Source organism: Kribbella sp. NBC_01245, from assembly GCF_036226525.1.
Lineage (GTDB): Bacteria > Actinomycetota > Actinomycetes > Propionibacteriales > Kribbellaceae > Kribbella.
Map to the genome: position 1 here is coordinate 1176341 of NZ_CP108487.1, position 14004 is coordinate 1190344.

At 65.7% G+C, this 14004-nt stretch carries 9 protein-coding genes; 4 read left to right on the top strand and 5 right to left on the bottom strand.

From position 1 onward, the window contains the following. The first annotated feature begins 146 nt into the window (after nucleotides 1-146). On the top strand, nucleotides 147-1160 hold the full coding sequence (locus OG394_RS04995; protein WP_328993689.1) for a sigma-70 family RNA polymerase sigma factor: 1014 nt from the start codon (nucleotides 147-149) through the stop codon (nucleotides 1158-1160). Between the two features lie 98 nt (nucleotides 1161-1258). Here OG394_RS04995 and OG394_RS05000 read toward each other — a convergent pair whose 3' ends face one another. Beyond that, on the bottom strand, nucleotides 1259-2017 hold the full coding sequence (locus OG394_RS05000; protein WP_328993690.1) for a class I SAM-dependent methyltransferase: 759 nt from the start codon (nucleotides 2015-2017) through the stop codon (nucleotides 1259-1261). A gap of 235 nt (nucleotides 2018-2252) precedes the next feature. Here OG394_RS05000 and OG394_RS05005 point away from each other — a divergent pair, with 235 nt between their 5' ends. After that, nucleotides 2253-2579 (top strand): hypothetical protein, encoded by a 327-nt coding sequence (locus tag OG394_RS05005; RefSeq protein WP_328993691.1) that lies wholly within the window; start codon nucleotides 2253-2255, stop codon nucleotides 2577-2579. A 416-nt stretch (nucleotides 2580-2995) separates the two neighbouring features. Here the strand turns inward: OG394_RS05005 and OG394_RS05010 are convergent, their stop codons facing one another. The 3 genes from OG394_RS05010 to OG394_RS05020 all read right to left on the bottom strand — a co-directional run bounded on the left by OG394_RS05010 (nucleotide 2996) and on the right by OG394_RS05020 (nucleotide 5494). Next, nucleotides 2996-3988 carry a phosphotransferase gene (locus OG394_RS05010; protein WP_328993693.1) on the bottom strand — a complete coding sequence of 331 codons (993 nt, stop codon included), beginning with the start codon at nucleotides 3986-3988 and terminating at the stop codon, nucleotides 2996-2998. Between the two features lie 99 nt (nucleotides 3989-4087). Continuing rightward, nucleotides 4088-4516: an exodeoxyribonuclease V subunit gamma gene (locus tag OG394_RS05015; protein WP_328993695.1), complete on the bottom strand. Its 429-nt coding sequence runs from the start codon at nucleotides 4514-4516 to the stop codon at nucleotides 4088-4090. Nucleotides 4517-4774: 258 nt separating this feature from the next. Next, nucleotides 4775-5494: an SGNH/GDSL hydrolase family protein gene (locus tag OG394_RS05020; RefSeq protein WP_328993696.1), complete on the bottom strand. Its 720-nt coding sequence runs from the start codon at nucleotides 5492-5494 to the stop codon at nucleotides 4775-4777. A gap of 273 nt (nucleotides 5495-5767) precedes the next feature. Between OG394_RS05020 and OG394_RS05025 the strand changes: the two genes are divergently transcribed. Both OG394_RS05025 and OG394_RS05030 read left to right on the top strand, forming a co-directional pair. After that, nucleotides 5768-12337 (top strand): RHS repeat-associated core domain-containing protein, encoded by a 6570-nt coding sequence (locus OG394_RS05025; protein ID WP_328993697.1) that lies wholly within the window; start codon nucleotides 5768-5770, stop codon nucleotides 12335-12337. Then, on the top strand, nucleotides 12337-12711 hold the full coding sequence (locus OG394_RS05030; protein ID WP_328993698.1) for a hypothetical protein: 375 nt from the start codon (nucleotides 12337-12339) through the stop codon (nucleotides 12709-12711). The genes OG394_RS05025 and OG394_RS05030 overlap by 1 nt, the downstream gene beginning before the upstream one ends. Nucleotides 12712-12855: 144 nt before the next feature. Here OG394_RS05030 and OG394_RS05035 read toward each other — a convergent pair whose 3' ends face one another. Then, on the bottom strand, nucleotides 12856-13563 hold the full coding sequence (locus OG394_RS05035; protein ID WP_328993699.1) for a glycoside hydrolase family 3 C-terminal domain-containing protein: 708 nt from the start codon (nucleotides 13561-13563) through the stop codon (nucleotides 12856-12858). Nucleotides 13564-14004 lie beyond the last annotated feature (441 nt).

A 14004-nucleotide genomic window follows, 5' to 3' on the forward strand; every position in this document is an offset into this window, starting at 1 on the left:
CTCGTCAGGTGGAAATCGAACTGTCGAGAGTGCAGACACCACACCGCCGGCAAAATGGGCGGCGCGTGATGCGCCCAGTTTTCGGCCCGGCCGGTGTCACAACTGAGGAAGACTGGCGAACCTGACACCAGGCGAGGTGATGACACGTGACCGCGAGCGAGCTGATCGCAAGGGCGCGGGATGGGGATGACGAGGCGTTCCGGCAACTGACAGAGCTACATCGCCGGGAGCTGCACATGCACTGCTACCGGATGCTCGGCTCGTTCCAGGACGCCGAGGACGTTCTGCAGGACACGCTGCTCGCCGCATGGCGCGGTCTCGACCGGTTCGAGGGGCGGTCCACGATCCGCACCTGGCTGTACCGGATCGCCACCAACCAGTGCCTCAACGTGATTCGCTCGGCCAGCCGCCGCCCGGCAAAGGAGTGGGACGTGCCCGAGATCGAACCACCGGAGCCGAACCGGCACGGCGAAATCGTCTGGCTCGAGCCATACCCCGACGCGCTCCTCGACGGCGCGATCGCCACGCCGCCCGGCCCGGAAGCACGCTACGAGCAGAAGGAGTCCATCTCGCTGGCGTTCGTCACCGCGCTGCAGCTCCTGCCCGCCCGCCAGCGGGCCGTCCTGATCCTGCGCGAGGTGCTCGGCTACCCGGCAGCCGACGTCGCCGACATCCTCGACTCCTCCGTCGAATCGGTCACCAGCGCGCTCAAACGGGCACGCGCCACGCTGCAACGGCGCATCCCGCCGGACGGAACCACCGCTTCATCGCCGACGCTCGCCTCACCGGCCGAGCAGGCACTCGTGGCGAGGTTCACTCGCGCGTACGAAGCCGGCGACATCGATGCCTTGGTTGCCCTGCTCACCGACGACGTTCGGGTCTCGATGCCGCCGATGCCGCTCGAATACCTCGGCCGCGACGCCGTCGCCGGTTTCTACACCGCGCTTATGAGCGCCAACCGCGAGTACCACCTGGTCCCCACGCGCGCCAACGGCCAACCGGCCTTCGGCACCTACCTCCGCGCGCCCACCGACGGCATCCGGCACGGGACCGGGCTTCTCGTCCTCACCCTGGCCGGCGACCGGATCTCCGCCGTGACCCGCTTCGACAACAGCGTCCTTCCCTGGTTCGGGCTCCCACGTTCCCTTCCCAGCCACTGATTCCTCCGTCAGTCGTATCCGCCCGAGACACGCGAAAGGTTGGCGACGCTGCTCGCGCGTTCCTGTCGCGTCATACCGCTCCGGGAGTAGCGCCCGCGCTAGTCCGGTCGGCGGGCTACCGCGAGCAGCGAGCCACCGGCGGGGAAGTTCAGCCCGGCGCGAACCAGAGCCGACTCGAGCCGCATCACGCCGTAGCAGGCCTTGTTCAGCGGGGCGGCCATGTCGAGCTCTTCCTCGACGTTACCGGCGTCCTTCTTGAGCAGCCGCGACACCATCATGGCCGGCAGCAGCAGGGAGACGAACGACGCGACCCGGCTGACTTCGAAACCGGCTGCCCGAAGCTCGTCGGTCAGCTCGCGCTTCGTGTACCGCTTCACGTGGTGCGCCGCGACATCCGCCTCGCTCCACAACCACTTGTGCTGCGGCACGGTGACCAGCAGACCGCCGCCGGGCTTCAGCGCCTTATACATCCCAGCCAGTACGGCAGGGGCGTCCTCGACGTGCTCGATCACGTCGAACGCACCGACCACGTCGAACTCGCTGTCGTAGGGGCTCTGGGTGGCGTCCTGCTGGCGGAGCTCGACCCCGGAAGGCATTCGGATCCGGGCCTTAGCCAGACCCTCCTCGAACAGCTCGGTGCCGACCAGCCGCCAGTCCGGGTGCACCTCCCGGATCCGGCTGATGACGTATCCCGTCCCGCAGCCGAGTTCGAGGAACGACTTCGCGGCCGGGAAGTTGCGATCGAGGGCCCAGTTGATCAGGTCGCTGCGGCCCCGGAACCAGAAACTTGCCGCCTCCAGCGCGAAGAGCTTCTCGAAGTGCTGTGGGTCGTAGCCCCCGACGGGTGAGCTGGCCATCGCCCGAATGTACGGCCGCCGCGGGGCTATGCCAAGGTGGACGCTGAAACCGCGCTGGACTCCTGGAACGCAGCCAGCCCCGGCAGTACCTCGCCCTCACTCTCCGGTACCGGCATCGAGGGGCGTCAGCCGATGACCGTTTGCCGAACAGCAGCCGAGGTTAAGAGATTGGATTCTCTTGTTACGCTGGGTGATTCCCTCTCCTAGCCAACAATGACTGAAGGGTTCTCCCCTCATGGGCATCTTCGACTCCCTCAAGGACAAGGCCACCGAGCTCCTGTCGGGCGCCACCGACAAGGTCACCGAGGCCACCGGCATCGATTTGTCCGGCGCCTCCGACAAAATCGCCGAAACCACCGGTGTCGACGTCAGTGGCGTCACCGACCAGGCCACCCAGGCCACTGAGGGTCTGGCCGACCAGGCCCAAGGCCACGCCGAGGCGGCCCAGGACCAGGCCAACTCCGTCAGCGACCAGGTCACCGGTGCCACCGGTATCGACCTTCCCACCGAAGGCCTGACCGACCAGGCCACCGACAAGTTCGGTGAAGCCACCGGCCGCTGACCGGCAGCCGTTCCCGACGATCCGCTCCCGCCCTCCCGTGGGAGCAGGTGGACTGCTCACCATCTCCGCGAGCCCGACGTTCGGCGCCGAGGCGTGTGGTCGAGGCTCTGACCATGCTGGACGTCCGCGGAATCTCATACCTGATCGGTGAGGACACCGACGAGGTACGACGAGACCTCGAGATCATCGCCCGGGATCTGCGCTGCACCACGATAATGCTGATCGGCGGCGACCAAGAGCAGTTGGTCGCCGCCGCCCGCCGATCACGCCGTTCACGGAATGGCCGGTCTTGTCAGCTCTCTGAAAGGCAATCCTTCGGGCCATTCCGAGGTCGCCGTCCTGGTGCCGAAACCGCCGTCGCCTGGTACCGGCGGGTGTCGGGAGTGGTGTGGCTGCCCCGTAGCCCGCCACTCGGTTCAGCGCTGGTCCTGTGTACTGCCGGAGACCCCTGGAGCGCCTTGGTCAACCGGGCGTGTTTGATCCGGCACGGGCAGTGGCAGCCCGAGGGCCGCTGCCACCCACATCAGGTTGATCGACGCGAGGTCGATGAACACGCGACGGAGCCAATCTGGCTGCTCGCTCACGCAGGCGCGCTGCAGCGACGGTCCCGCAAGCCTCGCGATGAGGGGTGCGGGTTCGGTGCACACCTGCCACGGCGGCGGACCACCCTCCAGGTGAAGCGTGGGGAGCAGCTGCACGAGGTCGTGCAACTCGTGGCCGGCGCCGGCGTGCGACCAGTCGACGAGGCGACCTTCGCGCTCGCCGGCGTTGCTGAGGATGCACACGTTATCGCTGCGGACGTCGCCGTGCACCAGGTATGCACCGAGCTCGAGAGCGGTGTCCGCCTCCGCGTCGACGGCGGTTAGGGTCTCGGCATTCGCCTCGAGCCAGCCGGGGTTGACGACACCGACATCGACAAGCCGGTCGGCCAGCTCGATAACGCGCGGCCACTGTGGTCCCGGCCAGCTGGTCGTCCGCGGCAGCTCGGCAGGGAGCGGCGCTCGGCGCAAACGGTCGAGCGTGCGGCGGAGAACGTCGATGTCGCCGGGTCGCCAGACCGTCGACGTGCCGCCGCCCGGATTCTCGGCGCCGGCCGCAGGCCAGTAGGCGGCGGATAGGTCCTCCGTCACCAGCAACGGCTGTCCGGCGCCGTCGTCCTGCCAGCCGAGAACCTCGGGGGAGAGGCTGGTGCCTCGCAGGTGATCGAGGATCCGGTGCTCGTTGCGCAGCCAGCCCGCGGTCTCTTCGGTCGTCGCCCCTTTGACAAACGCGGCGCTGCCATCGCTGAACGTGATGACGAGCCGGTCCGCAGCCGACAGCCCGAACTCAGGTGCACGCCAGGCCGCCGCAGTCTTGCCGAGCAGCGATCCGACCGTCCCGGCGATCACAGGCGTTTCGGCAGCTGTCACGCCCTAGGTATAGCAGGCATCTTCGATGCGCCGGCACCAGCACCAGTCGGGCCGAGGGCGCCGCCCGCGACATCGTCGAGGAACTCACCGAAGCCAAGGTCAGGCCCGTTGTCGGCCGCAAACATGCGACGTTCTATCGCTGTGCCGCCTGGACTTTGGTGCCTGGCTCGGCGACGGCTTTGGAGCATCCGACAACGGTCTACTTGCGGGAGATCCATCTGGCCAGCGGGATGAATCAATGGAGTCTGCGAGGAGGGCGGGCCGCTGTACGGCGTACGCAGCGAAGAGCCGGGCCAGCCGCGCCGCGACGGCATATCGACGACCCCGGCGTAGCTCGGCCTCGGCATCGGTGTCGAAATGACCGAGGTGTCGTGCGACCGGCTCGCACCAGACCTCGTCGAGCGACTCGTCGAGCACCGCTAGAAGCGGCCACGCCATCGCGTCCGAGACCCAGGGATCGTCGTCGGCGGTGCCCAACACCGCTGACACCAGGGACCGCGGTGATGTGAAACGAACTCCGGCACACACGCCGTCGCCTCACCCCGGCGCGGCGCCTAACCGGTGCTTGGCATCTCCTTCGGCGACGGCCTCGAGCGCACTCGACCTCAAGCAATAGCCGACGCGAGGTCTGGAGCATCCGCCAACGGTCGATCTGCGCGAGGACCATTTGGCCGATGGCGTGAACGAGTGGATGTCTCGTCTGTTCAGTCCGGAGAATCTTGGCGCGACTGTTGCAACTCTCGCGCAGGGCGCCTGCATTGGATCCGCGGACTGTCAGTTCCCCGTCTACGTGGTCGCCAGTAGCGGCCGGATCGACTTCATGAGGATCTCGGCCCAGAACGCTGTTCCGGTTCCGGCCTTGGGGTGGACGCCGTCGGACAGGTAGTGGGTGATGTAGCCCGGACCTCGGTACTGCAGCCACATGCTCCAGGGGATGACTCTTGCCGGCCCCAGCTTGTCGTGGATCTGCACGTTGACCCAGCCGGAGTTGCGCTGGTCCGCGACCTGGACGTCTGCGGATAGTTCCCAGCGGGATGCGTGTGTGTCGACCCAAAGCACCTTCGTGGTCGAAGGCACTCCGGCCAGCAGCCGGGTGATCTGCGCGGACATGACCGACGGGTCGAAGATGTCGTTCGTGCCGGTGGCCATGACAAGAATCTTCGGCTTGGTGGTCAAGGACAGAACCCAGTCCACGGCCGGGGCTGTCGGACGGCCGGACCAGTAGTTGATCGCGATCGTACGGCCTTCCGCATTCATGGCGGCGATGAGGTCTGAGCGGCCCAGCGTGGTGAGGGAATCGCCGACGACGAATACGTCTGCGACAGGGTCGCCGTCAGATTCGGTCACATCGCCGATAGTGCCGTTTGCGCTTTTGGTCCAGTCACCGATCTGGCCGCTACCAAAGTCGATTTCCGTATCGCGGGCTCCGGCCGGACCGATCAGGCCGGCCGCTATCGCAACTGCGAGGACGCTGGTCAGGGCCAGCCGGATGGTGCGTTTGGTCATGGTCGCCTCTCGTTGAGCCAGGTCGCCAACGAGCGTAGTGCCGCTCAGCGCCGGATTGGGTGCTGAAGGCGACCGTTGCAGGTTCCTGCAATTGCCGTAACAACGCTTGGAGTGGTCTCGATGTGGCCGGTGCCGGCCTGCCGATGAACCCGTAAGTCATCGGCTTTCCGTCCCCCCACGGGCCGGCAGGAAGCAGGTCCCATGTACGCGCTGGATCGTCCACGGCAGGCCCGGTTACGAAAAGTCCCCCAGTATGTTGCAGCTGTCGTGTCGATGGCCCTGTTGGCAGGTGCCCTCCAGGGGCCGTCCGCTGTCGCCGCTCCGGCGGCGGAGGCGACGCCTGCCCCGAAGGCCGTTTCGAAGCCCGACGTGATTTCCGCGGCGCTGACGGCGCGGTCGCAGGGCGCCAAGGTCGAGGTGGAGTCGCTGCGGTCCGAGACGTCCACGACCTGGGCGAACCCGGACGGAACGATGACCACCGAGGCGCACATGTCGCCGGTCCGGTTCAAGACGGCGTCAGGCGATTGGCAGTCGGTCGACCTGAATCTGGCCAAGGAGCAGGACGGTCTGATCGCGCCGAAGAGCCACAGCCTGGACTTGCGCCTCGGCAAGCAGAACGCCGCCGCGGGTGGTGTCTTCGCGTCAGCCATCGCAGGTGCCGGTCGGCAGGTCGAGTGGCTGGCTCCCTGGAAGTTGCCGGAACCGGCCCTTGCCGGGACAAAGGCGACCTATGCCGAGGTCGAGCCCGGTGTCGACCTGACGGTGGACGCGCGTCGCAGTGGCTTCGAAACCGACTTGGTCGTGAAGACCCGTCCCTCGACGGCGCCGGTCTGGCGTTTCCCGTTGCGGACCAAGGGGCTGACGGCACGCCAGGCCAAGAACGGCGTGATCGAGTTCACCGACGCGAAGAACGTCGTACGCTCGCGGATCCCGGTTGCCTACATGTGGGACTCTGCGGTCAACAAGGCGACCGGTGATCCGCTGAACAAGGCGATCGTCAAGGTGACGGTCGAGCAGGTGTCCCCGGGCAAGGCGACCCTGGTCGTTGCCCCGGACAAGCAATGGCTGCTGGATCCCGCGCGTGTCTTCCCGGTGACCGTCGACCCGACGTACGTGGCCGTTACCGCGCTGCCGAGCTTCGACACGTTCGTGCAGACCAGCGTCACCACTGACCTGTCGTCTCTGGTTGACCTGCGCGCGGGCAAGAACGGCACGCACATCGAGCGGTCGTTCCTGAACTTCCCGACCGCGCCGTTCGCCGGCAAGGACATCGTCAGCTCTCATCTATCGCTGTACCAGTACGGCGCGATGACTTGCACGCCGACCGCCATCAACGTGCACTCGGCGGACCCGGCTTCGACGTCGACCACCTGGACGGCGCAACCGGCCACGGGCACCACGGTCCTGGGCACCGCGACGGTCGCGAAGGGGTTCTCCAGCGCCTGCGCGTCGGGCCGGATCAGCGTTCCGATGACCGCTCTGGCCAAGCAGTGGGCCGGCTCCAGCGCGGCGACGGTGGGCCTGGCCCTCAAAGCGGGCAACGAGTCGGATGTGAACCACTGGAAGCGCTTCGGCTCCAGCGAGTCCGGGACCGATCCGTTCGTATCGTTCACCTGGAACCGCAAGCCGAACGCGCCCGCGACGGTTGAGCCGAGCGAGGCCGTCGCCTATGCCGCACCTGATGAGACCACCTCGTCGCTGTACTCGCCGAGCCTGCGCCCCTGGGTGCGGACCAAGGCCACCGACCCCGACGGGAACACGGTCAAGTACATCTTCGAGTTCTACACCGGTTCCGGCCCGACCTTCAGCCTGAAGGGCACCTGCACCTCGTCGGTCTACGCCTCGGGTACGACGGCCGGCTGCCGCCCGGCCACGGATCTGCCCGACAACACGCTGCTCTACATCCGCGCCAAGGCCAACGACGGCCGCGTCGACGGCCCCTGGGTCAACTACAACCAGCGGCTGCGGACGGGGGCCGTCGCTCCGCCGGAGCCGGTGGTGACCTGCCCGTCGCCGTACGACGAGTACGACAAGTGGCACGACACCGCGCCCACCGCGGACGTGGTCTGCACGATCACCGCGACCGGCACCGGGTACAACGCTCCCGGCTACCTTCGGTTGATCGTCGACGGCAAGCAGCCGACCACCAACGTTCCCGGTGGTGCAGCAGGCCAGATCCGGATCACCCCGTCGAGCGACCCGGCTGTGGCGAAGTGGGACGTGACCTTCCCGAAGGACAAGGCCGGCCTGCACACGATCGTCGTACAGGCTCAGACGCCGGCCGGAAAGCTGTCGCCGAACAAGACGCACAAGTTCGGCTGGGGCGGTTCGTCGCTGACCTCGCCGACCTCCACGCCGCGCATCACGACCGCGGACAACATCCGCGTCACCGCTTCAGGCCCGCCGCGGGGAACCGCCTCGACGGTGACCGCGCGCGTCAAGTGGCGCGTGTCCGGGTACGGCGGTGACGACGACCTGGTCGGCTGGAACGAGGACGCGACGGTTCTCCCGGTGACGGACAACGGCACCGGTGGTGTCACGGTCAACACCTTGTGGAACACGGACAACGCAAAATCCGACGCCTTCCTCGACTCCGATCCCAGCACCACGGTCATCGAGCCGACAGTCCTGAACGACCGGATTCCGGTCAAGCTCGACGTCCAGGTCTGCTTCAAGTACGGCTCGACCGAACAGTGCACCTGGTCGCAATCGCCCGGCACCACCGTGCAGCGCCTGCCGCACGCCTTCGGCGACGGCTTCCCCACCGCTGACGCCGGCCCGGGGCAGGTGGCGCTGTGGACCGGTGAGTTCAACGTGTCTGGGACCGACATCTCGGTGCCGGGCTACACCGGTGACCTGTCGATCTCGCGTTCGCACATGACCTACGAAACGCCCACCAACCAGATCAACGGGGCTTTCGGTCAGGGCTGGATCGCTCAGTTCGATGGCGCCGATGCCGGTGCCGCCGGACTGCAGGTGATCGACTCGACCAAGATCGACGGCACGCTCACGCTGCTCGACGGTGACGGCACGGCACTGACGTATGAGTCTCCGACGGCCGCACGTCGTACGACCGCCGCGTTCGAGCTCGGTGACTGGATCCCCGTTGGCGAGGAGACCGAGCAGGACGGCTCGCGGCTGAAGGTCACCGGCACCGGGACCAGCACCGTGATCTCCTACATCGAGGATGACGGCACGACCACGACCTGGTCGCCCACCGCGGCACCAGTCGCGACAGCGGCCGCGCAGTTCCGGGCCACCGGCATCTCGGAGCCCGGGATCTCCGGCAAGACGACGTTCGCGTACGACGGAAACGGCCGGGTCGTCCGGATTCTCGCCCCGGCGGCACCGGGTGTGACCTGTGGCGCGTACAACCCCACGGCCCCGCTGACGGGTATGAACCCGGGCTGCCGTGCGCTGCGCTTCAACTACATCCTGATCGGCGCGAGCCGATACCGGCTGAGTGAGGCCTGGCTCGACATCTACGACCCCGCCAAGACCGGTGGGGCCGGAATGACCTCGATCAAGGTCGCCGCCTACACCTATGACGTCAACGCCTTGCTGACCAAGGTGACAGACCCTCGCTCGGGCCTGTCGACGGAATACACCTACACCGCCTCGAACGCGATCAAGACGATGAAACCGTCAGGTCAGGTGCCCTACGAGTTCAACTACGTGACCGTCGACCAGCGCGAGAAACTGGACTCGGTGACCCGGGCCCGTCCGGCCGGTGACCCGGCGGGTGGCGTCGCGACACTCGGGAAGTACATCTACGAGATCCCGCTGTCCGGTGACGGTCTGCCGGACCTGTCGGGTACCTCGGTAGCCCGTTGGAACCAGAAGGCCACACCGACCCGTGGATTCGCGGTCTTCGGCCCGGACCATCCGCTGACGGGTGCGCCCGGTGCTGCTGACTGGCAGTATGCCGATCTGCAGTACACCGACGCGGCCGGTTACACGGTCAACACGGCAAAGTTCGGCGCTGGTGGTTGGCAGTACACCTCCAGCGACTACAACGAGCTGGGCAACGTCGTCCGGCAGCTCGACGAGACGGCGCTCCGGGCGGTCATCGACGGTCAGATCCCGGCCGGTGCCTCGGTCGACCAGCTCGCCACGCTGACCGTGTACAACCCGGACATCAAGAACACCGCGGGCGACACGGTTCTCACCCCGGCGGGCACGCTGGTGACCGACACGTACGGCCCTGCCCGCTACGCCACCCTCAAGGACGGCACGGTTGCCTGGGTTCGTCCGCACACGCACACCAAGTTCGACCAGGGCGCACCAAACAACGGCATCAACGCGACGACGACCTTGCCGTACCGACTGCCGACGACAGAGACGTCGTACGCGAACGATCCCGGCACCGGTACGGATCTGGAGATCACCGGTCAGTCGCTGACCGACTACTCCGCACCGGTCTCGGGTGACGCCGACGGCTGGGCACTCGCCCAGGCCGGCAAGACCATCACCGATGTCGACCTCGACGGCACGAGTAGCGCCGGCGACATCGTGGAACTCACGCGTTACGACACCGAAGGCCGCGTCATCGAATCCCGGCAGCCTGCCTCCAACGGCAACGACGCCGGCACGACCAAGACGGTCTACTTCACGACCTTCGCCAACAGCACCTTCCCGGAATGCGGCGGCAAGCCGCAGTGGGCAGGCCTGAGCTGCAAGACATACCCGGCCGCTCAGCCGACCTCAAGCGCCGGTACCACGCCCACGCTTCCGTCGTCGATCACAACCGGCTTCAACTACCTGCTCGCCCCGACCACCGTGGTCGAGACGTCCGGTTCGGTCACCCGCACCAACACCACGGAGTACCTGCTTGACGGTCGCGTCGACACGAGCACAACCACCGTCGCCGGTCTGGCCGGCTCGACGCCGAACACCGCGAAGAAGACGACGTACGACCTGGTCACCGGCGCTGCGACAGCGATCACCGCAACCGCGGCCGACTCCACCTCGACCACCATCACCACCGGGTACGACACCTGGGGCCGACCGATCAGCTACAAGCCCCACGGTGAAACGGCCACGACCACGGTGTACGACGTCGCCGGGCGAGCCGCCACGGTCACCGACCCGAACGGCACCACCACCTACACCTACGACGGCAACGACGCCAACAGCCTGGCCGAACGCCGGGGGATGGCCACCAAGGTGGAGGTCACGACCGGCGGTAAGACCTGGTCGTCCACCGGCGCGTACGACGCCGGCGGGTCCATGACCGTGCAGAAATTGCCCGGTGGTATCACCCAGATCAACGAGTCCGACAACGCCGGAGAGCCGACAGGCCTTCGCTACACCGGCCAGACCACGACCACCGCCGAAGACGGCACCACGACCGTGGACCCGAACGGCGCCTGGCTGTCGTGGTCGATCGACAACGACGTCACCGGCCGGGTCGTCCGCGAGTGGACTCCGGACGGCGCAGCCTTCACCGGTGGCGCCGGTACCGATCCCGGTGACGCCGTTCCCTACGACCGCGGCTACACCTACGACAACGCCGGTCGTCTCACCTCGGTCAAGGACCGGACGGCGTCCGCCACGGGCGTCGACATAACCGACCCGACAGCCACCCCGTGCGTAACCCGCACGTACGGCTTCGACCGCAACGACAACCGCCTCACCAAGTCCACGGCCTCGAGCGGTCCCGACGGCACCTGCGCAGTCTCGGGTGGAACCACCGTCACCCGCGCCTACGACACCGCCGACCGCCCGACCACCGGCGCCAACGGCTCCGGCACCTACGTCTACGACCAACTAGGCCGTACGACAACGCTGCCCGAGTCCGACGCCCCCAACCCAGCCGCGGGCAACATCACCCTCGCCCACTACCACAACGACCTGGCCCGCTCCATCACCCAGGGCGCCACCACAACCACCTTCACCCTCGACGCCGCCGACCGCCGCACGGTGGAAACAATCACCGAAGGCACCACCACAACCCAGAAGGTCCGCCACTACACCAACACCGGCGACAACCCCACCTGGGTAACCAACGGCCTCGAATCCACCCGCTACGTCGAGCTGATCGGCGGCGACCTCTCCCTAACCGTCGACCAAACCGGCACCGCCGACCTAACCCTCGCCAACAACCACGGCGACATCGCCACCACAATCGACCTGCCTGCTTCCGGCCAGCCGGCCAGCAGTATCGGTGGCTGGAACACCTACGACGAATACGGCACGCCTGCGGGCGACAACACCTCGCAAACTGGAGCTGTCGACTATGGGTGGCTGGGCGCGAAGCAACGTGCCGCATCAGGTGCGGGCCTGGTGCTCATGGGCGTCCGCCTCTACAACCGCATAACTGGTCTCTTTACCAGCATCGATCCAGTCGAAGGCGGCAACGCCAACGCCTACAACTATCCGACTGACCCGATCAATATGGATGACCTCGACGGTCGTTGGGGAGGGTTTAAGAAGGCTTGGAACTGGGTTAAGACCCACAAGATCGAGACGGTCATGATCGCCGCGAGCTTCGTTCCTGGCCTCGGAGCTCTAGCCTGGGGGTACCGTGCCTACAGGGTTTACAGGGCCGTTCGAACCGTCCAAAAGGCTGCACGGCTGGCGCGCAAGATAGGTAAGAATAGGGTGTTCCAGACGACCAGAAGGTACCGCTATCAGTGGGATATTGCTGGCAAGTCACATTTAAACAAGACTGGAAAGTATGCAGGTCGCCGTGTCCCAACGCCGCATTACAAGCGCTCTGGCCGTAATCCCAAATCCCCTAATGGATGGTCTGCTTTCCGGCGGGATGTAGATGGGCCGATGAAGAGGAGGCATGTGAATCGCGTGTGGCGATACTGCAAGAGACGAAACTGGGATTGTTGATGATTACGCCATTGGCTGTCGGTTGGAGCGACCGGACGGGTGACTGGGTGCTTGAGCCGTTCGGAAAGCTATCGACGGCAGCGCTAAATGAATGCGACGTCGTACGAGTTTCGCTCGAAACCACGGATGGGCCAGCAGGTTTAGCTATCGTTGACATCAAGGCACCGGATGTCGTCCCCACCTTCCGGTTGTATTTCGAGACGAAATCAGCTTCTCTCAAGTTGGAGAAGATTGATATTGAAGATCCCGTCGATGAATACGGGCGGATCGACGATACGTCTTTCGCGGAGCCTGACTGGTATTTTCTGAGAACATTTCGGTGTGATCTGGAGATATATTCGGATCGGCAGTATTTTGAATGGCTCGGGTGGTAGAGCGGCCCGTGTGGTTAGTGCTTGAGGGACTTGCCAACGTTGGATCAATCGCTGGTCTACTCGGTGACGACAGTCAGGGTTCTGAAATTGAAAAGGTGGGCATATTTTACATTGCGAAAGAAGGTCAAAGGTCACTTGAATTATTCAAAGTTTAACTAACTCAAGACTCTCTGCAGATTGGGCGGTGCGCTTGTGCTCGACGAGGTCGATGCCGCGAACGCGCCGCCCGATCCGCTGCAGTGTTCGACAATTGAATAGGCTGATGGCCGGACATAGGCGAGGGGTTACAGAAGAATGTGGGAGCCCAAATAGTGACGGCGCATGACCCGCGTTGACCACCACGACCGTGCGGGGATTGGCTGCGGCGACCCGGCGGACCGGCTCGGCATGATGCCCGAGCAGGCTTAGGTCGGACTGGTCGAAGCCTTCCGCTTCGATCCGTTCGGTCGTGGCGACGACGACCATGGCCACGTCGGCGGCTCGGGCTGCGGCGACGGCCTCGGCAGGGGCATGTGCCGTCGCAATGGGATCCAGAGACGCTGGCGAGCCATACAACTCGGCCGTAGCCGAGAAGCGCGCGGCGGATGCTGGTATCGATTCGTTACAGCCAACGGCACGTCTGACGCGCACCGAGATCCGTGCGATGGTTGACGAGCTGGGAGAAATGAAGCTCGGGCTGGATACAGCTGAGGATCGCCTACAACGAAAAGAGCCGCTGGTCTTGTTGGACCTGCGGCTCGTTTGTGTCCGAGGAGCAACACGCACCCTAACCACACGCCTACTGCTCAACCTCTGAGCCGGCGGATTGATCGGGACTCCGTGCTGGTCCGGGCGGGGTCTGCTGTTCGGCATGCTCCTGAAGTACCTGCAGCATCTGCGGAGGCTCGCGTGTTCGGTCAGTGGTTGCGGCGTACTAGCAGGAGCCCTCTCTGGGGACCTTCTTCAGCGGGAGCAGGTGCCCGTCCTTGGCAAGGCGGTCGAACAGGTGCGGGCGTCGACCGGGACGTGTACGGGTGTGGCCTCGCTGGACTGGGGGATCTCCGGCCACAGTGACGCCGGGACCTCTCGCAGGTCGTCTATCAGACAGCCAGGTGCGCCCGATCGAGAACCGCTCGCACAGGGGGAGTCTCGCTGAGCTGCGTCAAGATGGTGACGAAGCTTCGCGGATCCTCGATTGAGTGAAGCTGCGGGTCGGCAGTCCGGTAGGAAAAGTGTCAGAGGGTCACCGTCGGCTCCTCGTTAGCGCTGCATTGACATTACGTTACGTCAGGTCGGTGTCACCCTCTACTAGAG

What these genes read in the sequence shown, in the direction of transcription:
- OG394_RS05025 (WP_328993697.1), top strand. Translation starts at nt 5,768, where the DNA reads ATGGCCCTGTTGGCAGGTGCCCTCCAGGGGCCGTCCGCTGTCGCCGCT.
- OG394_RS05005 (WP_328993691.1), top strand. Translation starts at nt 2,253, where the DNA reads ATGGGCATCTTCGACTCCCTCAAGGACAAGGCCACCGAGCTCCTGTCG.
- OG394_RS05035 (WP_328993699.1), bottom strand. Translation starts at nt 13,563, where the DNA reads ATGCCGAACAGCAGACCCCGCCCGGACCAGCACGGAGTCCCGATCAAT.
- OG394_RS05000 (WP_328993690.1), bottom strand. Translation starts at nt 2,017, where the DNA reads ATGGCCAGCTCACCCGTCGGGGGCTACGACCCACAGCACTTCGAGAAG.
- OG394_RS05030 (WP_328993698.1), top strand. Translation starts at nt 12,337, where the DNA reads ATGATTACGCCATTGGCTGTCGGTTGGAGCGACCGGACGGGTGACTGG.
- OG394_RS05020 (WP_328993696.1), bottom strand. Translation starts at nt 5,494, where the DNA reads ATGACCAAACGCACCATCCGGCTGGCCCTGACCAGCGTCCTCGCAGTT.